Raw genomic sequence first — 20,179 nt, forward strand, 5'->3', positions numbered from 1 at the left:
GATCCCGTAACATTTTGAGCCCCAGGGGGAGTACTCCACGACGGTCGGTTCGTCATTACGGATGTGAAGGTGCATCCCGGACCACCGGTCCCGATCAATCGGGATGGAGAAGACTCTGGCGTCCTTTCACCACGCCATTGAGGAGACTCCTGTGGAAATCACCCCTCTCGTCTGGGGCATCACGATCGCCGTCACGATCGCCTTCTTCGTCTACGAATTCTTCGCGCACGTCCGCAAGCCGCACGAGCCGTCGATCGGCGAGTCGGCGCGCTGGTCCGCCTTCTACATCGGTCTCGCGCTGATCTTCGGTGTCGTCATCGGCCTCATCCCGGGATGGGGCTGGGTTTACTCGGGCGAGTACTTCGCCGGGTACCTGACCGAGAAGGCGCTGTCGATCGACAACCTCTTCGTGTTCCTCATCGTCATGACCGGGTTCGCGGTGCCGAAGAAGTACCAGCAGAAGGTCCTGATGATCGGCATCGTCATCGCGCTCATCATGCGCGGTGCGTTCATCGCCGTCGGCGCCGCCCTCATCGAGAACTTCTCGTGGATCTTCTACGTCTTCGGCGCGCTGCTGCTGTTCCTCGCCTACCGTCAGGCGTTCGCACACGGTGAGTCCGACCCGGCCAACGGCAAGTTCATGCAGTTCGTCCGCCGCATCCTGCCCGTCAGCGACGAGTACAACGGCGACAAGCTCACGGTGAAGAAGGCCGGTAAGCGCTTCGTCACCCCGATGCTGCTGGTGATCATCGCGATCGGCTTCGTCGACCTCATCTTCGCGGTCGACTCGATCCCCGCGATCTACGGTCTCACCAACGAGGCGTACATCGTGTTCACGGCCAACGCGTTCGCCCTCATGGGTCTGCGTCAGCTCTACTTCCTCATCGGCGGTCTGCTCGAGCGCCTCGTGTACCTCGCACAGGGCCTGGCCGTCATCCTCGCCTTCATCGGTGTCAAGCTCGTCCTGCACGCCATGCATGTCAACGAGCTGCCGTTCATCAACGGGGGCGAGCCGATGCTGTGGGCTCCCGAGATCCCGATCTGGTTCTCGCTCCTGTTCATCGCGGCCACTATCGTCGTGGCCACGGTGGCGAGCCTCGCCAAGACGCGTCGCGACCGCGACCGCGAGCTGGACGCCGGCGCACCGACCTCGACCCCCTCCCCCGCAGAGACGAAGGAGCACCGCTGACCGATGGACAGCGACCATACGATCCCACCCACCGATGAGATCGGACCCGTCGGAGTGATCCGATGAACGATCTGGCACTGAACATCGCCCTCGTCGTGGTGTTCGTCCTGGTGGGCGGGGTGTTCGCGGCGACCGAGATGGCGCTGGTGACCCTGCGGGAGAGCCAGATCAACGCGATCGCCGCGCGCGGCAGGCGTGGGCAGAAGGTGGCGGGCCTCGCCCGCAACCCCAACACGTTCCTCTCGGCCGTGCAGATCGGCGTCACCGTGGCGGGCTTCGCGTCCGCCGCGTACGGCGCGACCTCGATCGCCCCGTCGGTGGCGCCGCTCATCGAGTCGTGGGGCGCAGACCCGGGCTTGGCTCTGACGATCGCGACGCTGATCCTCACGCTGCTCATCGCGTACCTGTCGCTCGTGCTCGGAGAGCTCGTGCCGAAGCGTCTCGCCATCCAGCGGAACGCCCAGTTCGCCTACGTCGTCGCGCCCGTCCTCGACGGGTTCGCCAAGGTGATGAGGCCGGTCATCTGGCTGCTGTCCGTCTCGACGAACGCCCTCGTGCGCCTCCTCGGCGGAGACCCGCACAAGACGGGTGAGGAGATGACGGATGAGGAGGTCCGCGACATCGTCGCGAGCCACGAAGGTCTGCCCGAGGACGAGCGCCGCATCCTGGAGGACGTCCTCTCGCTGCGGGAGCGACAGCTGAGCGAAGTCATGCGACCGCGTCCCGACGTCACCTCCCTCGACGACAGCGCGACGATCGGCGAGGCCATCTCCGCCGTGCACGAACTGCCGTTCTCGCGGTACCCCGTCGCCGACACGTCCATCGACGACATCATCGGCTTCGTGCACGTCCGGGACCTGTTCGAGGCGGCTGCGGATGCGGCGGCCCCGCTGTCCAGCATCGTCCGGCCGATCCCCTACTTCCCGTCGACGGCGCGCGTCCTCCCGACGCTGACGAAGATGCGGGCGGAGGGTCACCAGATCGCTGTCGTCGTCGACGAGTACGGCGGTACGGACGGCATCGTGACCCTCGAGGACCTCGTGGAGGAGGTCGTCGGTGAGATCTTCGACGAGTACGACGACGCCGTCGCCCCCGTGGGTGATCGCGAGATCATCGACGGGCGCCTCAACCTGCAGGACTTCTCCGAGGCGACGGGGATCACGCTCCCCCGCGGCGCCTCGGACACGGTCGCCGGATTCGTGACCGAGCAGCTCGGTCGCCTCGCGGTCGTGGGCGACACGATCGACGTCGACGGCGCGACGATCCAGGTGACCGCCATGGACCGCCGGCGCATCGCGGAGGTCCGCGTCACGCCTCGTGAGGCCGAGACGCCCGTGGCGTGAGCCGAAGCTACCCGCCCGCTCGACCCTCGCGAAACGTCGTGCGAGCGGGTAGCGTCATGCCCTAGACGGGCTGAGCGCGGTGGGGACCTGCGCTGCTCGCGACTTCTTGGGGGAAGACATGACGAGTGCGTCGACCGTCTCGCGCGCGACCGATCCGGCGCTCGCCCGCACCATCCCGTCGCTGGACGGGATCCGAGCGCTCGCGGTGCTCTGCGTGATTTGGGGGCACGGCGCGGCCACGCTTCCCCAGAACGACGTCGTGGTGTTCCTCCGAGCGAACCTTCCCGGCGGATACTTCGGCGTGCAGGCGTTCTTCGTCCTGTCGGGGTTCCTGATCACGACGCTGTTGCTGCGCGAGCGCGGCAAGACGGGTCGCATCTCGCTCTCGGCCTTCTACCGCCGTCGGGCGTACCGCATCCTTCCCGCGCTGTTCGTTTTCCTCGCGGTCGTCTCCGCGCTCGCGGTGACCCGGGTGATCGACGGGCTCGGCCCTCGCGACATCATCAGCCCCGCCCTGTTCCTCCGCGACTACTGGCCGCTCGACGGCTCGTGGTGGACGGGGCACACATGGTCGCTCAGCGTCGAGGAGCAGTTCTACGTCCTCTGGCCGCTCGCCGTCATCCTCATGCCCCGCCGGGTCGCGGTGAAGGTGCTCGTCATCGGCGTCCTGATCTCGCCGTTCGTCCGGATCGGGACCTACCTCCTGCCGTTCGTGCCCGAGGGAGGAGTGACTTACATGTTCCACACCCGCGCGGATGCGCTGATGATCGGATGCCTGTTGGCGTACGGCGCGGGAGAGCGATGGTTCGAGCGCCTCACCGAGTGGATCTTCGCGCGTCACCTGCAGTGGGCGGTGGTGGTGTGGCTGCCGCTGTCCTGGGCGCTCACGTCGAGGTTCGAAGGCGTGTGGATGTACACGGTCGGCTACGTCGGCGATGCTCTCGCGGTGGCGCTCGTCATCGTGTGGATGATGCGGGCCCCCGCCTCGCCGTTCGGACGATTCCTGAACTGGCGCCCGATGGTCCACATCGGGCTGATCTCCTACAGCCTCTACCTCTACCAGCAGCTGTTCCTGACCCGGCACAACGAGACCTGGTTCGGGGGGCTGACGATCGGCGGACTCCTGGCACTGCTGCTCGTCGCGGAGGCGTCCTACTGGTTCGTCGAGCGTCCGTTCCTGCGCCTGCGCGTCCGACGCGAACGGGCGAAAAGCGACGCAGCGGTGGTCGGGGCACTCTGAGGGCTTCGGCCTGCTCCCGGGGCGTGCGACGGTCGCGGCCTGCGCCGGTCGCCTAGTGTTTCTGACGATGACCGAGGGTTGGCAGATCCACCTCTTCGTCCCGGCGGCGGCGCAACAGCCGTGGCATGACGACGAGGCGGCCGAGGTTTGGGCGCACGCCCGTCGGGCCTGGTTCGTCGCAGGCCCGCAGGCGACTGTGGGCTGGTTCGGTTTCCGCCTGGGCGCGCGGACTGCAGTCGCTCTCGCCGAGGCGATCGAGCGCTGGACGGATGTCACCGATGAAGACGATCTGCGCGACTGGCCGGCGGATCTGCGAGAGCTTTCGAGTGGCTCTCCTCAGCGTCATGCTGACGTCGTACACGTGGAGCCTGCCTCGTTCCTACCCGTCGCACTGTGGACCTTCACGGCCACCACGGAAGCCGCTGCCTTCGATGTCGCTGAACGCCCGCGGCCTATCGAGCACAGCATCTGGGAACCGGGGACGGTCGGATTCTGGATCGACGTCGCCACCGCCCACATGCTCCTGCGGGTTCCGTGGGGATCACAGGGCGCTCTCTCACAGCTCCGCAAACAACTGTGGTCGTGGCTCGTCGAGCGCGACGCGGAGCGGCTCAGCGCAGAAGCCGAGTGAGCCCGCACCTGCCGCCTGACAGCATGAGGCATGCCGGCTACAGGACGTGAACCTGCAACCCCCGTATGACAAGTACGGGTCGACGCACAGCGATGGTGCCGGCTACAGGACGTGAACCTGCAACCCCCGTATGACAAGCGCGGGTCGACGCACAGATGGAGTGCCGGCTACAGGACTTGAACCTGCAACCCCCGTATTACAAGTACGGTGCGCTACCAATTGCGCCAAGCCGGCAGGTGGCCCAGTCTATCCGGGCCGCGCCGGTCACTCCGCAGGCGCGGTGGGCGTCGGCGTCTCCGCCGGTGCCGTCGGCGTGGGGGTCGGGGTCTGCTCGGTGTAGAACGCGTCGCTCGCGCTCGTCAGCACGAACTGCGAGAACTCCGCGGCGTCCGACAGTGCACCCATGTAGGGCTGGCCGTTGACGAGGATCATCGGCGTGCCGGTGAGCTCCAGACCGTCGGTGTCGGGGATGCCGGCGATCGCGCGCTCGGTGGCATCCTTCGCCCACTCGACGAAGTCGCCGTCCTCGATGCACGACCGCAGCTTCTCGGGGTCGCTCGCGCCGACGGCCTGCGCCAGGTCGGCGAGCTCGACGTCGGAGAACCCGTCCGTGTCCATCGCCGGCTGACGCGTGAGCAGCTCGGTGTTGTACGCGAAGAAGACGCTCTCGTCGTGGGTCGCGACGCAGGCCGCCGCCGCGGCGGCGCGCAGCGAGTACTTCGTGCCGTTGGACTTGGCCGTGAGCATCGACACCGGGTGGTAGCTGAGCGTCGCGGCTCCCTGGTCGACCCACGTGGTGAGCTGGTCGACATTGGCGAGCTGCCATTCGCGCGCACCCGGCGAGAGGTAGTCGACGTAGACGCGGATGTCGACGGGAGCAGCGGTCGGGGATGCCGTCGGTGCCGGCGTCGCCGCCTTGTCCGACCCCGGGGTCGCCTCGACGGCGCTCTCGTCGATCGCGCCCTGGTCCGCCGCGACGCCCGTGACGTCGCTGACCGCGAAGCCGTCCGACGATGCGGTGCTCGGGGTCAGGTCGCGTCCGCCCATCGTCGACGTGACCGACCACACGACGACGGTCGCGACGGCGGCGACGGCCGCGGTCGCCAGGACGCCGAGCGAGATGCGACGAGCGATCCGCGCGCGCGACTGGCGGACGTGGACGCGCTGCGCCTTCTCTCGCACGGCCTCGCGGCGGTCGGTCGCGGATGACGGAGTGTCGCCGGAATCGGTGGACATGAAACCTCGGGAAGATCTGTGGTGGCCTCAGGGCCCGGCGCTCGGGGGTGGCGCACGGTCCGATGTTAGTCAGACGCGCTGGAAAAAGGCTGACGAGACCGCATCCCCTCTCGCGGCCCTCCCGTGCCATACTGAACACGCACCCGATGGCGGGTGTGCGGGGTCGTCCCCGCTCGCTTCACTACGGATCGTCCGGCACGTACCTGCCGGTGAAGGAGAAGAAACAATGGCGTCCGTCACGTTCGACAACGCAACCCGTCTGTACCCCGGTGGAACCCGCCCCGCGGTCGACAAGCTCAACCTCGAGGTCGCCGACGGCGAATTCCTCGTCCTCGTCGGCCCGTCCGGCTGCGGTAAGTCCACCTCCCTGCGCATGCTCGCGGGTCTCGAGGAGGTCAACTCCGGCTCGATCCGCATCGGCGACCGCGACGTCACCGACGTCCCGCCGAAGGACCGCGACATCGCGATGGTCTTCCAGAACTACGCGCTGTACCCGCACATGACCGTCGCCGAGAACATGGGCTTCGCGCTCAAGATCGCCGGCGTCGGCAAGGAGGAGCGCGCCGCCCGTGTCCTCGAGGCCGCCAAGCTCCTCGACCTCGAGCAGTACCTGACCCGCAAGCCGAAGGCCCTCTCGGGTGGTCAGCGTCAGCGTGTCGCCATGGGTCGCGCCATCGTCCGTCAGCCCCAGGTCTTCCTCATGGACGAGCCGCTGTCGAACCTCGACGCCAAGCTCCGCGTCCAGACGCGTACGCAGATCGCGTCGCTGCAGCGTCGCCTCGGCGTCACCACGGTCTACGTCACGCACGACCAGACCGAGGCCCTCACGATGGGTGACCGCATCGCGGTCCTCAAGGACGGTCTGCTCCAGCAGGTCGGCACCCCGCGCGACCTCTACGAGAAGCCGAACAACGTGTTCGTCGCCGGCTTCATCGGCTCGCCTGCCATGAACCTGTTCCCGGCGAGCCTCGCCGACGGCGGCATCCAGTTCGGCACCGAGGTCGTCCCGCTCGACCGCGACACCGTCGGCCGCGCCACCGGCAGCCAGGTCACCGTGGGTGTGCGCCCCGAGGACATCGAGGTCGGCCCCGCCGACGGTCGCGGCCTCGCCGTTCAGGTCGACCTCGTCGAGGAGCTCGGTGCCGACGGCTACCTGTACGGTCACGTCGACATCGACGGCAAGCGCACCGACGTCGTCGCCCGTGTCGACGGCCGCAACCACCCGAACGCGGGCGAGACGGTCACGCTGGCCGCCAAGCCTGGCCACGTCCACGCATTCGACATCGAGTCGGGCGACCGCCTCAACGACAAGCCGGTCGTCTCGGCCTGATCGTCATCATCAGCAGGACCGCGGCGCGGGAAGGTCTCCGGACCTCCCGCGCCGCGGCGCGTCAGCCGGAGGTCACCGCGTGGTCCATTCCCTGAGCATCACCGCCAGCAGCGTCGACGCAGGGCTCCTCGCCCTGCCCTGGTCGACCCCGCTCGGCGAGTGGCCGAGCGACGCGATCGTCTCGCTCCCCAAAGGCCTCTCCCGCCACCTCGTGCGTTTCGCGAGCCTGTCGGGGCGGGTGATCGCAGTGAAGGAGACGACCGCCGAGATGGCGCGCCGGGAGTACGAGATGCTCGGCTCGCTCGGCCGGCTCGACGTGCCCTGCGTGAGTCGGGTGGCGGTCATCGACGGGCGGCGGACACCCAAGGGCGAACCGCTCCCGGCGGCCCTCGTCACCGCGCACCTGCGCTTCTCGCTCCCCTACCGCGCCCTGTTCACCCAGGTGCTGCGTCCCGACACCGCGACGCGCCTGGTCGACGCGCTGGCGGCCCTGCTCGTGCGCCTGCACAACGTCGGCTTCTTCTGGGGCGACGTGTCGCTGTCGAACACGCTGTTCCGACGGGATGCCGGGGCCTTCGCCGCGTACCTGGTGGATGCCGAGACGGGCGAACTGCACGAGGGCGGCCTCACGCGGGGTCAGCGCGAGCACGACCTCGACGTCGCCCGCACGAACATCGCCGGCGAGATCATGGACCTCGAAGCCGGTGGCCGCCTCGAGGGCGGTGTCGATGCCGTCGCCATCGCCGACGGCATCATGTCCTCGTACCGCTCCCTGTGGAGCGCGCTGACCGAGACCGAGAGCTTCGCCGCGAACGAAACCTGGCGCATCACCGAGCGTGTGCAGCGGCTCAACGGTCTCGGCTTCGACATCGGCGAGATGTCGATCGACGAGACCGCCGACGGCACGAAGGTCCTCATCCAGCCGAAGGTGGTGGATGCCGGCCACCACCAGCGACGTCTGCTCCGCCTCACCGGGCTCGACGTCGAGGAGAACCAGGCGCGGCGCCTGCTCAACGACATGGACGAGTTCGCCGCCCGCGTCTCACGCCTCGGCAGCGACGAGGAGATGGTCGCGCACGAGTGGCTCACGCGGGTGTTCGAGCCGGTCGTCAAGGCCATCCCGTGGGAGCTGCGGAGCAAGCTCGAGCCCGCCGAGGTGTTCCACCAAGTGCTGGAGCACCGGTGGTACATGTCGCAGGCGCGCGGTAAGTCGATCCCGATCGCGGAGGTCCTGTCGTCGTACATCGACGACGTCCTCCGTCACCGCCGCGACGAGGCGACCGTGATGGGGCCGCCGACCGAGACGATGGCCGTTCCGGTCGTCACCGCCGATCTGCCCCTCCCCGACGAGGACGACGAGGAGCAGGTCGACTGGCGCGACCTTGTCTGAGCGGGGTCAGTACCCGACGGTGAACCGCTCGTTGCGGTGCTTCGGCGACTCGATCTCGTCGAGGACGGCGATCGCGAAGTCGGCACCGGAGATGAAGGACTCGCCTTTGTCGTCGGTGACAATGACGTCGCCGCCGTCGCGGTACGAACCGGTGCGCTCCCCCGGCGCCCAGGCGCCGAATCCGCCGGCCGGGTGGATGTAGAACCACTCGCGGCCGGTCGTGTCGGCCTGCAGGTCTTCGAGGATGCCGATGGCCTCCATCGCTTCGGGCTTGATCTCCTCGGGGAAGCCGCTGTCGATCACGCGGGGCCCACCCGGGGCGACGAGGCTACCCCCGGCGCCGCCGACGACACCGACCCGCACGGACAGCGGAAGCTCGCGGATCAGCTCGGTGACGGCATCCCGCATCTTGCCGGCCATGTCACCGCGCGGCGACGTCGCGAATACGACGACCTCGACGCCCTCCAGCTCGGCGACGAGCGCGGGCGCGTCGAGGAGCGTGCCCTCGACGTAGGTCGCGCCGTCGACGCGTTCGGCGGGGAGCTTGCGGGCCACGGAGACGACCGTGTGGCCGCGCTCGGCGGCCTCGGCGACGATGTGGCCGCCGGCGTAGCCGGTGCCACCGATCACAGCGATACGGGTCATGGGATGCGTCCTTTCGCAGTCGGTGACGTCAGTCTGGCGCGCGTTCCTATGCCTGGGCTCTCACTCGGACGCCGCGCGCAGCGTGGCGACCTGGTAGAGCGCGACGGATGCGGCGATGCCGGCGTTCAGGGACTCCGTCGCCGCGTTGATCGGGATCGACACGATCTGATCGCACGTCTCGGTGACCAGGCGCGAGAGACCCTTGCCCTCGGAGCCCACGACGATCACGACGGGGCGGTCGGCGAGCTCGAGCGCGGGCAGGGAGACGTCCCCGCCGCCGTCCAGACCCAGGATGAAGACGCCCTGCTTCTTGAACTCCTTGAGCGTCGTCGTGAGGTTCGGCGCGATGGAGACGGGTATGCGGGCGGCCGCCCCGGCGCTCGTCTTCCACGCGGCGGAGTTCACGCCCGCCGAGCGGCGCTGCGGCAGGATGATCGCCTGCCCGCCGAACGCGGCGGTGGAGCGGATGATGGCACCCAGGTTGCGGGGATCGGTGACGCCGTCGAGGGCGACGAACAGGGGCAGCTGGCCGCGGTCGATGACCTGCTCGAGCAGGTCCTGCGGGTGGGCGTACTCGTACGGCGGAACCTTGAGCGCGACACCCTGGTGCACACCGTCGAACCCGGCCATCCGGTCGAGCTCCTGACGGGTGACCTCGAGGACGGGGATGTCGCGGTTGGTCGCGATCGAGAGCATCTCCTTGACGCGGTCGTCCATCTCGACGCGCTGCGCGATGTAGAACGCGGTCGCGGGGATCTTGGCGCGGAGTGCCTCGAGCACGCTGTTGCGCCCGGTCACGGTCTCGGTGTCGTCACCGGACTTCGCCTTGGGCGCGCGACCGCCCGTGGTCTGGCGGATCTGCGGTTTGCCACCGGCGGCGACGAACCGCTCCTTGGCGGCCTTGCGCTTCCCGGCGGGGTGCCAGGCGCGGTCCTCGGCCTTGGGGGTCGGGCCGCGCCCTTCGAGCGAGCGCTTGTTCTTGCCGCCGGATCCCTTCGTGGGACCCTTCTTGCCGCGTCCGGCGGACGGGTTGCCTGGCTTAGCCATTGTTCAAACTCCAATGGGTCCCTTCGGGACCGTCTTCGAGGACGACGCCGGCCGCCGCGATCGCGTCGCGGATGCGGTCGGCTGCCGCCCAGTCTTTCGCCGCGCGGGCCTCCGCGCGCTGGTCGATCATGGTGGTGATGAGGGCGTCGAGGGCGGCGTCCGCCGCGGCGCCGTAACCGACCGCTGTCGCGGAATCGTCTGCGGGAAGTCCGAGGACCTGCAACATGGCGACGACGCTCCCCCGGTGCGTAATGGCGGTCGCCAGGTCCCCCGCATCGACCGCCGTGTTGCCACGGCGCACCGTGTCGTGAAGCACGGCGAGCGCCTGCGGCACGCCGAGGTCGTCATCCATCGCCGCCGCGAACGCGTCCGGGATCCATCCCGGACGCAGTGCCGTCGCGGGATGTTCGGTCGCCCGCAGGACGCGCTGCAGGAACGACTCGATCCGACCGAGCGCCGCCTCGGCCTCGGCGAACGTCGAGGCGGAGAGATCCAGATTCGAGCGGTAGTGAGCGGCGAGAAGCGCGTACCGCACCACGACGGGGTCGTTCTCCTCCAGCACGTCCTCGGCGAGCAGGAAGTTGCCGAGCGACTTCGACATCTTCTGATCGCCGACGGTCACGAGTCCGTTGTGTACCCAGTACCGCGCGAACGGATCGCCGGCGGCGGTCGACTGCGCGAGTTCGTTCTCGTGGTGCGGGAAGCGCAGGTCGAGACCCCCGCCGTGGATGTCGAACTCGGGCCCGAGGTAGCGCCGGCTCATCGCCGAGCACTCGATGTGCCAGCCGGGACGGCCCGATCCCCAGGGCGATGGCCATGCGGCATCCGCCGGTTCGCCCTCCTTCGTGCCCTTCCACAGGGCGAAGTCGCGCGGATCGCGCTTGCCGCGCGGATCGGCGTCGGCGGCGGACTCCATCGCGTCGACGGACTGGCGGGTGAGCGACCCGTACTGCGGCCAGGACCGCACGTCGAAGTACACGTCACCTGCCGCGGCGTACGCGTGGCCGGCCTCGATGAGGCGTTCGATGAGTTCCTGCATCTGCGGGATGGATGCCGTCGCCCGGGGCTCGTACGTCGGGGGCAGGATGCCGACCGCGGCATACGCGCGCGAGAACTCGAGTTCCATCCGGTACGCCAGCGCCCACCAGGGCTCGTCGTCGGTCGCGTTCGCGAGGACCTTGTCGTCGATGTCGGTGACGTTGCGGACGAACGTGACGCGACCGAAACGGTGGGCGAGCCACCGACGGAGGACGTCGAAGCTCAGCGCCGCGCGGACGTGGCCGATGTGCGGCCCCGACTGGACGGTCGGCCCGCAGACGTACATCGTGACGTTTCCGGGGTCGGCGGGCGCGAAGTCGCGCAGCGCCTGAGCCTGGGAGTCGTAGAGCCGAACCGTCACCGGTCCATGCTACCGGCGGGTGGCGGAGGCACCCGCGTCGAGACGATAGAAAAGGAGGGTGCTGCATCTGCTCGCCGTCCTCGCCGCCGCGCTGCTGTTCGGGACGACGGGAACCGCCAACGCCCTCGGTCCGGACGACGCCTCGACGCTCTCGGTCGGCGTCGCGCGGATGGTGGTCGGCGGCATCGGGCTCGCTGCCCTCGCGTTCCTCCTCGCCGCCCGGTTCCGCCGGCGGACGCCCGACCGGCCGCGCCCCGCGCTCACCTGGCGCCCGCTCGCGCTCATGGCGGCCACGGGGGTCGCGATCAGCCTCTACCAGCCGCTCTTCTTCCTCGGCACAGAGACCAACGGCGTCGCCGTCAGTACCGTGATCGCGCTCGGGTCCGCTCCCGTGCTCGCCGGCATCCTCGAATGGGCGATCTCGCGCCGGGTGCCCTCCGGATTGTGGATGGCGGCCACCGCCCTCGCCGCGGTGGGTGTCGTGCTGCTGGGGATCGGCGGCGGGTCGGGCACGGGTGGCGTCGACGGCGCGGGTCTCGCCGCCGCCGTCGGCGCCGGCGCCTGCTTCGCCGTGATCGCCAACGCGCAGCGGCGCCTGCTCGACGCGGGATGGGACGCCTTCACCGTCGTGGGATCGATGGGTGTCGGGTCGGCCGTCCTGTGCGCCGCGGCGATCCCCTTCGTCGACCTGAGCTGGGCGGCGACGCCGTCCGGGCTCGTGATGGCGCTCTGGCTCGGTCTCGCGACGATCTCCCTCGCCTATGTGCTCTTCACGTGGGGCCTCCAGGGGCTGACGGCGGCTACGGCTGCGACGCTGACCCTCGGCGAACCCCTCACGGCGACGGTGCTCGGCGTGACGGTGCTCGGCGAGGGACTCTCCCCTCTCGCGGTGACGGGCCTCGTCGTCCTGGCTGCGGGTCTCGTGACCGTGGCCTGGGGGTCGCGGCGACCCCGCGACCCCGCCCCGTTCGCCGTGGAGGCCTGACGTGCCCGCTCCCCTCGACATCCGCCTCGACGACCTCACCGGGCCGGCCAGCACCGCCCTCGTGCGGCAGCACCTCGCCGGCATGCACGCGCAGTCCCCCGCCGAGAGCGTGCACGCCCTCGACGTCGGCGCGCTGCGGCATCCGTCCGTCACCGTCTGGTCGGCGTGGCGGGAGGGCGAGATCGCCGGGATCGGAGCCCTCGCCCGTCTCAGCAAGACCGACGGCGAGCTGAAGTCGATGCGGGTCGCCGACGCTCATCTCGGCACCGGCGTCGGCCGCGCGATCCTGCGTCACATCCTCGCCGCGGCTCGCGCCGACCGCCTCACCCGGGTCTGGTTGGAGACGGGGTCGGATGCCGCGTTCCTCGCCGCGCGCACGCTGTACGCGAGTGAGGGGTTCGTCGAGTGCGAACCGTTCGGCGACTACCGCCCGGATCCCGCCTCGACCTTCATGACGCGAGAGCTCTGAGCCGCGAGGTCACGCCGGCACGACGACGGCGACCGCGAACGCCGCGACGCCCTCTCCGGTACCGGTGAATCCGAGCCCGTCCGTCGTCGTCGCCGAGACCGCGACGGGGGCGCCGAGCGCCTCGGACAGCACCCGCTCCGCCTCCGCGCGCCGCGCGGCGAACCGCGGCCGGTTCGCCTGCACCTGCACGCTGACGTTGCCGATGCGCCATCCCGCCTCGCCTGCGAGAGCGCGGGTGCGGGCGAGGAACGCTGCGGCATGAGCACCGGCGTACTCGGGCTGGTCCGTGCCGAAGTGCGTGCCGATGTCGCCGAGCCCTGCGGCGGCCAGCACCGCGTCGACGATCGCGTGCGCGACGGCATCCCCGTCGGAGTGCCCGTGGAGTCCCGGCTCCCCCGGCCACTCCAGGCCGGCGAGCCACAGCGTGCCCTCGCCGCCGAAGGCGTGGACATCGGTACCGATCCCGACCCGCGGGATCGCGACCGGCGCCGCGGGGACGACCGGCGGGATCGGCGAGACGAGCCCGCGTGCCCGGTCGAGGTCGGCCGGCGTCGTGATCTTGAACGCCCGCTCGTCGCCGGGGACGGTGCGCACGACCGTGCCGGCGGCCTGCAGCAGGGCGGCGTCGTCGGTGTGGTCGGCGGCGGCATCCCGATACGCGTCGTCGAGGACGGCGCGGCGGAAACCCTGCGGGGTCTGCGCCGCGGCGAGGACCGACCGGTCCACCGGCTCGACGACAGTGTCGGCGTCGATCCGCTTCAAAGTGTCGACGACGGGCAGCACGGGGATGACCGCATCCGACCCCGCGGCGACCGCGTCGATCACGCGGGCGAAGACCTCGGGCGGGGTGAGCGCGCGGGCGGCGTCGTGGACGAGGACGATCTCAACGTCGGGCCAGACCGCGGACAGTCCCGCCGCGACCGACGCCTGCCGGGTCGCTCCCCCGGCGACGACCGAGACCAGGTCACCCCGATCACCGGCGGCCTCGTGGGCCTCGGTCGTGGCGTCGCCGACGCGGTCGGCCGGTGTGACGACGACCACCTGGGCCTGCGGAGCCGCGAACACGCCGCGCAGCGCGTGACGCAGGATCGTGTGCGCATCGATCCCCACGAACGCCTTGGGCGCGTCGGCCCCGAGCCGCGTGCCCGACCCCGCGGCGACGACGATGACGGCCACACGCGGAACGGGGATGATGCTCATGCCTCCGAGCGTACCGACGCGTGTGCCCGCGGGCGGCGCCGCAGGAGGAACACGGCGACGGCCAGCAGCACCGCACCCCCGACGGCGATGGGCAGATCGAGGAACCACTCCATCACCGCGAACGGCGGGACGAACGCGCACACCCAGGCGAGGGCAACGACCGCCCGGGGCGGTGTCGACCCGAGCGTGCCGAGGGCCTCCCACCGTGCGATGGCGAGGGAGAGCAGGAGCAGGACGGCCAGCACGACGACGAAGAGGATCGGCCGCGACCACCACCAGGCCTCGGAAGCCGGTGTCGGGGCCGCCCCGGGGATGAGCAGGCTGACGCCGGTGAGGGCCAGCATCACCGGCAGGTGCCAGAGGTAGATCGTCATGAGCCGGGACCCGAGGACGAAGACGACCCCCTGCATCGCGCGGAGCGACATGAGGCGCGCGAGCGCCGGCTTGAGCAGTCGCAGCAGACAGGCCTGGGCGATCCCGAGGACCACGAGCGGCACCGTCGGCGGATTGAGGTTGCCGAGCATGCTGGTCGAGTACGGTCCGACCGCCGTCAACGGCCACAGGAGCAGATAGCAGGCGGCCGCGATGCCGGCGAGGGTGAGCGGATGCCGCCGGTCGAACCATCCGTCGGCGTACCAGAACCCGAACTGCTGCACGAGGGGCCAGACGAACAGCAGGTTCAGCAGGCCGACCTCTTCGACACCCGACGAGAATCGCACCACGTCGACCGCGATGACCCCCAGGGCGAGGACGACGAGCGTCGCCACCGGGCGGCGGGCGTGGCAGGCCGCGAGGAACGGGACCGCCGCCTGACAGAGGAGATACGCCGCGAGGAACCACAGCGGCGACCCGGCGCCCACGGCGGCATCGGACACGAGCTGCGCCGGCAGACCGGCCGCCGTGGCGACGCCGAGGACGACCGCGAAGAAGACGAAGAGGGGCAGGGCGGGCTGCGCGAGACGGAGCGTGCGCGTGCGGATGAAGCCGGCGGCATCCCCGCCCTTCGCCGTCCATGACCGCCAGCCGGTGGCCGCGGCGAATCCGCCGACGACGAAGAAGAGCGGCATGATCTGGCCGACCCACGTCGCCGCGTCGAACCACGGCTGCTCTTCGGCGGGGCGGGATGCGACGAGACCGCCGTCCGGCCCGGGTCCGATGCCGACCTGCACGAGGTGCACGACGATGACGAACAGGACGCAGACGACCCGGGCGAGATCGAGGGTGAGGTCCCGCCGCGACAGGTCGACGGCGGCGGGTGCGGCGCGGGTGGTCACGGCCTCATCATGGCGCGCGCATCGCCCGAACGCACGCATGCCGTCCCGCGGCAAACGAAGAACGGCCGGCTGAGCAGCCGGCCGTTCTCTCGTGGTCTCAGGAGGCGAGGACCTCGTCGAGGACGCTGGACGCCTTCTCCTCGTCGGCCTTCAGTGCCAGCGCGATCTCGGAGATGAGGATCTGCCGCGCCTTCGCCAGCATCCGCTTCTCACCCGCGGAGAGCCCGCGGTCCTGGTCGCGGCGCCACAGGTCGCGCACGACCTCGCTCACCTTGATGACGTCACCCGACGCGAGCTTCTCGAGGTTCGCCTTGTAGCGACGCGACCAGTTGGTCGGCTCCTCGGTGAAGGGTGCGCGCAGGACGTCGAAGACCTTCTCGAGCCCGTCCTTGCCGATCACGTCGCGGACGCCCACGAGATCGACGTTGTCCGCAGGGACCTCGATGATGAGGTCGCCCTGGGTGACGTTGAGCTTCAGGTATTTCTTCGTCTCGCCCTTGATGACGCGATCCTTGACCTCGATGATGGTCGCAGCGCCATGGTGCGGATAGACGACGGTTTCGCCAACCTCAAAAAGCATGCAGTTGTGTCCTTTCGGCAACCTCCAGAATACCACAGGCGACATACGCTAGAGTTCGCCGCCCCCTCCGCCCGGTCCCGCCGTCGTGACCCCATAGGATGAGAGTGCCGCCGTTCGTGTCATCTGGAGGATCCGTGAAATCGCGTCTCATCGCGTCCCTCGCCCTGGGCGCCGCCGTCGTTCTGGGAACCACGGGCTGCAACATGCTGGCCCCGCAGGCGACGACCATCCAGTACTCGGCGTCCGACGGCGTCAACATCCCCGAGTCCGGGCCGCTGAAGGTCCGGAACGCCATGATCATCGCCAACGAGGACGGCTCGCTGGGCAACCTCATCGCCGGCATCGTCAACGGCACCGATGAGGACCTGGTCCTCAACGTCACCGTCGGCGACCAGCCGCAGCGCGTCGACGTCCCGGCGAACAGCACCGTCAGCCTCGGCGTGACGCAGGCTCCGCTCCTGTTCGACGACACCGGCAAGCCCGGCTCCGACGTCGACGTCTCGTTCCAGTCGGGCGAGGGCGAGGGCGTCCGCGTCGCCGTCCCGATCCTCGACGGCACGCTCCCCTACTACACCGAATTCGTCCCGACGCCCGCCGCGACGGCGACGACCACCGGCTGACACCCCCGTCACGAAGGCCCCCACCGCGAGGTGGGGGCCTTCGTCGTCGAGGGGGCGCTCAGGCCTCGAAGCGGTAGCCGAGTCCGCGGACGGTCAGCAGCATGACGGGGTCGCTCGGGTTCGTCTCGATGCGCGAGCGGATGCGCTTGATGTGGACGTCGAGCGTCTTCGTGTCACCGAAGTAGTCACTCCCCCACACCCGGTCGATCAGCTGCCCGCGCGTCAGCACGCGGCCGGCGTTGCGCATGAGCAGTTCGAGGAGCTCGAACTCCTTGAGCGGCATCGAGATCTCCTTACCGTCGACGGCGACCGTGTGCCGGTCGATGTCGAGGGTCACGCGACCGCCCTGGATGATGCGGTCGTCGACGTCGAGCTCGTCGCTGTCCGCCCGGCGCAGCACGGCGCGCATGCGGGCGAGCAGCTCACGCGAGGAGTAGGGCTTCGTGATGTAGTCGTCGGCGCCGAGTTCGAGCCCCACGACGATGTCGACCTCGCTGTCCTTCGCGGTCAGCATGATGATCGGCACCTTGGAGGTCTGCCGGATGACGCGGCACACCTCGGTGCCCGGCATCCCCGGCAGCATCAGGTCGAGCAGGACGATGTCGGCGCCGCGCGACGTGAACGCGTCGAGGGCCAGGCCGCCGTCCTCGGCGATCTCGACCTCGAACCCCTCCCGTCGCAGGAGGTAGGCGAGGGGGTCGGCGAGGTCGGGTTCGTCTTCGACGATCAGGACTCGGGTCATGAGGCTTTCCTTCGGCTGGGCGCCTTCGCGCCGATCTTCTTCTTCTTGGGCTTGCGGGTGGTGGAGGTGTCGACGGCGGCGAGGGGCAGGCGGATCGTGAAGGTCGACCCGCGGCCGGGGCGCGACCAGAGGTCGACCGAGCCGCCGTGGCGCTGGACGGCGTGCTTGACGATCGCGAGCCCGAGTCCCGTGCCGCCGGTGCGCCGGGACCGGGCCTGGTCGGCGCGGTAGAAGCGCTCGAAGACGCGCTGCTGGTCCTCCTCGGGGATGCCGATGCCATGGTCGGCCACGGCGATCTCGACCGCGCCGTCGGCCTCCCGCACGCCGACCCCCACCTGCGCTCCGGGCGGCGAGTAGGCGATGGCGTTGGCGAGCAGGTTGCTGACCGCCTCGGTGAGGATCTGGCGGTCGCCGCGGACGAACAGGCCGCGGTCGCCCCCGCGGGCGACGCTGATCTCGGCGGACTCCGCCGACACCGCGAGCGACTCGATCGCCGCGCGGACCACCTCGTCCACCGAGACGTCGCGCATCTCGGAGATCTCGTCGGCGGACTGCAGGCGGGAGAGGTTCATGATGCGGGAGGTCAGCTGCCCGAGGCGGGTCGCCTCGGCGCTCAGACGCCTGACGAAGTGACGCACCTGTTCGGGGTCGTCGGCGGCGGACTCGATCGCCTCGGCGAGGAGGGTGACGGCGCCGACGGGGGTCTTGAGCTCATGCGAGGTGTTCGAGACGAAGTCGCGCCGCATCTGCTCGACGCGCTCGCGCTCGGTGATGTCGCGGATGACGATGAGGGTCAGACGCGGGGTGATGACGCTCGCCCGCGCGGCCACGACGCGCGGCTCGACGCCGCGGTTGAGCGTCATGTTCTCGGTCGCGGGGAGCCCCGTCTGGCGGGCGCCGCGCACGAGGGCGCGCAGCCGCTCGGCGTCGAGGCTCTCGTTCACCCGCAGCGAGAAGACCTCCGCCGTCGCGGAGGCGGCGAGGACGAGCATCGACGGATCGACGACGACGGCCGCGTCGTCCATGGCCTGCAGAACGGATGCCGTGCCCTCGGGGAGATCGGTCGAGGTCACCAGCCGGGTGCGCTCCCGCGATCGCGCTGCATAGAACACGAGCGCGGCTGCACCGCCGCCGACCAGGAGCCCCACGACGAGCGCCAGCAGCTCGAGCTGCGTCGAATCCATGACCCCAGCGTAGGGTGGGCACACCCCCGCCATCGGACGGAAATCGGCCCGTAGGTCGGTCACCGCCGACTGTTCACCGTGTCGGCACCGACCGTTAACCTGAGCGCGGGAGGATCGCCGAGGTCTCTGCGCGACAGTCGCGCCCCTCACCCGCCCGCACGAAGAGAAGGTGCTCCATGCGCGAAGTTTTCCACCAGTCCCTCGAGGACGTGCAGACCCGTCTCGTCGAGATCTCCGAACTCGTCACCGTCGCCATCGAGAAGGCCACCCGGGCCTTCGCCACAAGCGACGTCGCCCTCGCCGAGGACGTCATCGACAACGACCAGGTCATCGATGACAAGGCCATCGAGCTCGACGAGCTCGCCATCGAGATCCTCGCGCGCCAGCAGCCCGTCGCGCGCGACCTGCGCATCGTCGTCGCGGCGCTGCGCGTGAGCGCGTCGCTCGAGCGCATGGGCGACATCGCCGAGCACATCGCCCAGCTGACGCGGATGCGCTTCCCCGAGCGGGCGGTCCCGAAGGGACTGAAGAACACGTTCACGAAGATGGGCGAGATCGACACCGAGGTCGCCCGCACCCTGGCCGACCTGCTGCGCACCGAGGACCTGTCGCTCGTGAGCCGCCTGCACGAGCTCGACGACCAGCTCGACGCACTGCACCTCGCGGTGTTCGAGAAGGTCCTGAGCGACAACTGGCAGGGCGAGGCATCCGCCACCGTCGACGCCACGCTGGCCTCCCGCTATCACGAGCGCTTCGGCGACCACGCCCTGTCGGTCGCCAAGAAGGTGTCGTACCTCGCGACCGGAACCTGGGCCGCCGACACCGAGGGCGTCGACCTCGAGGTCTGAGCCGCCGCAACGAGGAAGAGCGGATGCCGAGAGGCATCCGCTCTTCGTGTTCCCGGTGTGAGGCGGGTTACTTCTTGCCCTGCGAGGCGACCGCGGCGGCGCCGGCAGCGGCGGCGTCGGGGTCGAGGTACTCGCCCGGTCCGATCGGGACGAGGTTCTCGTCGAGGCGGTACACGAGCGGGATGCCGGTGGGGATGTTGAGCTCGGCGATGTCGTCGTCGCTGATGCCGTCGAGGTGCTTCACGAGCGCGCGCAGCGAGTTGCCGTGCGCGGTCACCATGACGGTCTTGCCCGTCTTCAGGTCGGGGACGATCTCGCTCTCCCAGTAGGGGAGCAGGCGGTCGATGACGATCTTCAGCGACTCGGTGCGGGGCACCTCGCCGTCGATGCCCTCGTAACGCACGTCGCCGACCTGCGTGTACGGGTCGTCGTCGGAGATGTCCGGCGGCGGGACGTCGAACGAGCGACGCCAGAGCATGAACTGCTCCTCGCCGAACTCCTCGAGGGTCTGCGCCTTGTCCTTGCCCTGCAGGGCGCCGTAGTGGCGCTCGTTGAGGCGCCACGACCGCTTGACCGGCACCCACAGGCGGTCGGCCGCGTCGAGGGCGATGTTCGCGGTCTGGATGGCGCGGGACAGGAGCGAGGTGTGCAGGATGTCGGGCAGCAGACCCGACTCCTTGATCAGCTCGCCGCCGCGCTGGGCCTCGGCCTTGCCCTGATCGGTGAGACGGACGTCCACCCACCCGGTGAACTGGTTCGACTTGTTCCACTCGCTCTGGCCGTGCCGGAGGAGGATCAAGGTGTAGGGGGCTGTCATGCCCGCAATC

20 protein-coding genes and 1 tRNA gene are annotated in these 20,179 nt (G+C 69.7%); 10 read left to right on the forward strand and 11 right to left on the reverse strand.

Going from position 1 to position 20,179, the window contains the following annotated elements; all coding sequences use genetic code 11:
- The first annotated feature begins 151 nt into the window (after positions 1–151).
- The 4 genes from Q9S71_RS00475 to Q9S71_RS00490 all read left to right on the forward strand — a co-directional run bounded on the left by Q9S71_RS00475 (position 152) and on the right by Q9S71_RS00490 (position 4,403).
- Complete coding sequence (locus Q9S71_RS00475; RefSeq protein WP_311859978.1) at positions 152–1,189, forward strand: TerC family protein; 1,038 nt, start codon at positions 152–154, stop codon at positions 1,187–1,189.
- A gap of 62 nt (positions 1,190–1,251) precedes the next feature.
- Positions 1,252–2,532 (forward strand): hemolysin family protein, encoded by a 1,281-nt coding sequence (locus Q9S71_RS00480; RefSeq protein ID WP_311859979.1) that lies wholly within the window; start codon positions 1,252–1,254, stop codon positions 2,530–2,532.
- 118 nt (positions 2,533–2,650) lie between these two features.
- Positions 2,651–3,772, forward strand: coding sequence for an acyltransferase family protein (locus Q9S71_RS00485; RefSeq protein WP_311859980.1), 1,122 nt, complete (start codon positions 2,651–2,653; stop codon positions 3,770–3,772).
- A 67-nt stretch (positions 3,773–3,839) separates the two neighbouring features.
- Positions 3,840–4,403: a hypothetical protein gene (locus Q9S71_RS00490; protein WP_311859981.1), complete on the forward strand. Its 564-nt coding sequence runs from the start codon at positions 3,840–3,842 to the stop codon at positions 4,401–4,403.
- Between the two features lie 161 nt (positions 4,404–4,564).
- Here Q9S71_RS00490 and Q9S71_RS00495 read toward each other — a convergent pair.
- Together Q9S71_RS00495 and Q9S71_RS00500 are read right to left on the reverse strand one after the other, a co-directional pair.
- Positions 4,565–4,637: transfer RNA gene (locus Q9S71_RS00495), tRNA-Thr, on the reverse strand.
- A gap of 30 nt (positions 4,638–4,667) precedes the next feature.
- Positions 4,668–5,639, reverse strand: coding sequence for a DsbA family protein (locus tag Q9S71_RS00500; protein WP_311859982.1), 972 nt, complete (start codon positions 5,637–5,639; stop codon positions 4,668–4,670).
- Positions 5,640–5,865: 226 nt separating this feature from the next.
- Between Q9S71_RS00500 and Q9S71_RS00505 the strand changes: the two genes are divergently transcribed.
- Together Q9S71_RS00505 and Q9S71_RS00510 are read left to right on the forward strand one after the other, a co-directional pair.
- Positions 5,866–6,969: an ABC transporter ATP-binding protein gene (locus Q9S71_RS00505; protein ID WP_064003142.1), complete on the forward strand. Its 1,104-nt coding sequence runs from the start codon at positions 5,866–5,868 to the stop codon at positions 6,967–6,969.
- Between the two features lie 79 nt (positions 6,970–7,048).
- A complete protein-coding gene (locus Q9S71_RS00510) occupies positions 7,049–8,359 on the forward strand; it encodes a DUF4032 domain-containing protein (RefSeq protein ID WP_311859983.1) in 1,311 nt (436 codons plus the stop codon).
- Between the two features lie 6 nt (positions 8,360–8,365).
- Here the strand turns inward: Q9S71_RS00510 and Q9S71_RS00515 are convergent, their stop codons facing one another.
- The 3 genes from Q9S71_RS00515 to cysS are packed head-to-tail and all read right to left on the reverse strand — an operon-like array spanning position 8,366 to position 11,450.
- A complete protein-coding gene (locus Q9S71_RS00515; RefSeq protein WP_217531416.1) occupies positions 8,366–9,004 on the reverse strand; it encodes an NAD(P)-dependent oxidoreductase in 639 nt (212 codons plus the stop codon).
- Between the two features lie 60 nt (positions 9,005–9,064).
- Complete coding sequence (gene rlmB / locus Q9S71_RS00520) at positions 9,065–10,051, reverse strand: 23S rRNA (guanosine(2251)-2'-O)-methyltransferase RlmB (protein WP_217531417.1); 987 nt, start codon at positions 10,049–10,051, stop codon at positions 9,065–9,067.
- On the reverse strand, positions 10,044–11,450 hold the full coding sequence (cysS, locus tag Q9S71_RS00525; protein ID WP_311859984.1) for a cysteine--tRNA ligase: 1,407 nt from the start codon (positions 11,448–11,450) through the stop codon (positions 10,044–10,046). The genes rlmB and cysS overlap by 8 nt, the downstream gene beginning before the upstream one ends.
- Before the next feature lie 58 nt (positions 11,451–11,508).
- Here cysS and Q9S71_RS00530 point away from each other — a divergent pair, with 58 nt between their 5' ends.
- Together Q9S71_RS00530 and Q9S71_RS00535 are read left to right on the forward strand one after the other, a co-directional pair.
- Positions 11,509–12,435 (forward strand): EamA family transporter, encoded by a 927-nt coding sequence (locus tag Q9S71_RS00530; RefSeq protein ID WP_311859985.1) that lies wholly within the window; start codon positions 11,509–11,511, stop codon positions 12,433–12,435.
- Position 12,436: 1 nt separating this feature from the next.
- Complete coding sequence (locus tag Q9S71_RS00535; RefSeq protein ID WP_311859986.1) at positions 12,437–12,904, forward strand: GNAT family N-acetyltransferase; 468 nt, start codon at positions 12,437–12,439, stop codon at positions 12,902–12,904.
- Positions 12,905–12,913: 9 nt separating this feature from the next.
- On the opposite strand, the gene ispD is transcribed toward Q9S71_RS00535, so the two are convergent.
- From ispD to Q9S71_RS00550, 3 genes are all read right to left on the reverse strand, one after another.
- The gene (ispD, locus tag Q9S71_RS00540; protein ID WP_311859987.1) at positions 12,914–14,104 is read right to left on the reverse strand and encodes a 2-C-methyl-D-erythritol 4-phosphate cytidylyltransferase; all 1,191 of its coding nucleotides are present in this window, start codon (positions 14,102–14,104) and stop codon (positions 12,914–12,916) included.
- A complete protein-coding gene (locus Q9S71_RS00545) occupies positions 14,101–15,378 on the reverse strand; it encodes an acyltransferase family protein (protein WP_311859988.1) in 1,278 nt (425 codons plus the stop codon). The genes ispD and Q9S71_RS00545 overlap by 4 nt, the downstream gene beginning before the upstream one ends.
- Before the next feature lie 97 nt (positions 15,379–15,475).
- Positions 15,476–15,958 (reverse strand): CarD family transcriptional regulator, encoded by a 483-nt coding sequence (locus Q9S71_RS00550; protein WP_036313590.1) that lies wholly within the window; start codon positions 15,956–15,958, stop codon positions 15,476–15,478.
- A 134-nt stretch (positions 15,959–16,092) separates the two neighbouring features.
- Here Q9S71_RS00550 and Q9S71_RS00555 point away from each other — a divergent pair, with 134 nt between their 5' ends.
- Complete coding sequence (locus tag Q9S71_RS00555) at positions 16,093–16,578, forward strand: hypothetical protein (RefSeq protein WP_064003133.1); 486 nt, start codon at positions 16,093–16,095, stop codon at positions 16,576–16,578.
- 58 nt (positions 16,579–16,636) lie between these two features.
- Here Q9S71_RS00555 and Q9S71_RS00560 read toward each other — a convergent pair whose 3' ends face one another.
- Positions 16,637–17,320: a response regulator transcription factor gene (locus tag Q9S71_RS00560; RefSeq protein WP_064003132.1), complete on the reverse strand. Its 684-nt coding sequence runs from the start codon at positions 17,318–17,320 to the stop codon at positions 16,637–16,639.
- On the reverse strand, positions 17,317–18,504 hold the full coding sequence (locus tag Q9S71_RS00565; RefSeq protein ID WP_311859989.1) for a sensor histidine kinase: 1,188 nt from the start codon (positions 18,502–18,504) through the stop codon (positions 17,317–17,319). Before Q9S71_RS00565 ends, Q9S71_RS00560 begins: the two co-directional genes overlap by 4 nt.
- Before the next feature lie 176 nt (positions 18,505–18,680).
- Between Q9S71_RS00565 and phoU the strand changes: the two genes are divergently transcribed.
- Positions 18,681–19,352, forward strand: coding sequence for a phosphate signaling complex protein PhoU (phoU, locus tag Q9S71_RS00570; protein WP_064003130.1), 672 nt, complete (start codon positions 18,681–18,683; stop codon positions 19,350–19,352).
- 67 nt (positions 19,353–19,419) lie between these two features.
- On the opposite strand, the gene Q9S71_RS00575 is transcribed toward phoU, so the two are convergent.
- On the reverse strand, positions 19,420–20,169 hold the full coding sequence (locus Q9S71_RS00575) for a phosphoglyceromutase (protein WP_217531424.1): 750 nt from the start codon (positions 20,167–20,169) through the stop codon (positions 19,420–19,422).
- Positions 20,170–20,179: the final 10 nt, after the last annotated feature.

The organism is Microbacterium gawkjiense (genome assembly GCF_031932225.1).
Lineage (GTDB): Bacteria > Actinomycetota > Actinomycetes > Actinomycetales > Microbacteriaceae > Microbacterium > Microbacterium gawkjiense.

Coding starts and splice junctions, on each gene's coding strand:
- Q9S71_RS00480 (WP_311859979.1), top strand. CDS start 1,252: ATGAACGATCTGGCACTGAACATCGCCCTCGTCGTGGTGTTCGTCCTG.
- Q9S71_RS00485 (WP_311859980.1), top strand. CDS start 2,651: ATGACGAGTGCGTCGACCGTCTCGCGCGCGACCGATCCGGCGCTCGCC.
- Q9S71_RS00490 (WP_311859981.1), top strand. CDS start 3,840: ATGACCGAGGGTTGGCAGATCCACCTCTTCGTCCCGGCGGCGGCGCAA.
- Q9S71_RS00500 (WP_311859982.1), bottom strand. CDS start 5,639: ATGTCCACCGATTCCGGCGACACTCCGTCATCCGCGACCGACCGCCGC.
- Q9S71_RS00505 (WP_064003142.1), top strand. CDS start 5,866: ATGGCGTCCGTCACGTTCGACAACGCAACCCGTCTGTACCCCGGTGGA.
- Q9S71_RS00515 (WP_217531416.1), bottom strand. CDS start 9,004: ATGACCCGTATCGCTGTGATCGGTGGCACCGGCTACGCCGGCGGCCAC.
- rlmB (WP_217531417.1), bottom strand. CDS start 10,051: ATGGCTAAGCCAGGCAACCCGTCCGCCGGACGCGGCAAGAAGGGTCCC.
- ispD (WP_311859987.1), bottom strand. CDS start 14,104: ATGAGCATCATCCCCGTTCCGCGTGTGGCCGTCATCGTCGTCGCCGCG.
- Q9S71_RS00550 (WP_036313590.1), bottom strand. CDS start 15,958: ATGCTTTTTGAGGTTGGCGAAACCGTCGTCTATCCGCACCATGGCGCT.
- Q9S71_RS00560 (WP_064003132.1), bottom strand. CDS start 17,320: ATGACCCGAGTCCTGATCGTCGAAGACGAACCCGACCTCGCCGACCCC.
- Q9S71_RS00565 (WP_311859989.1), bottom strand. CDS start 18,504: ATGGATTCGACGCAGCTCGAGCTGCTGGCGCTCGTCGTGGGGCTCCTG.
- phoU (WP_064003130.1), top strand. CDS start 18,681: ATGCGCGAAGTTTTCCACCAGTCCCTCGAGGACGTGCAGACCCGTCTC.
- Q9S71_RS00575 (WP_217531424.1), bottom strand. CDS start 20,169: ATGACAGCCCCCTACACCTTGATCCTCCTCCGGCACGGCCAGAGCGAG.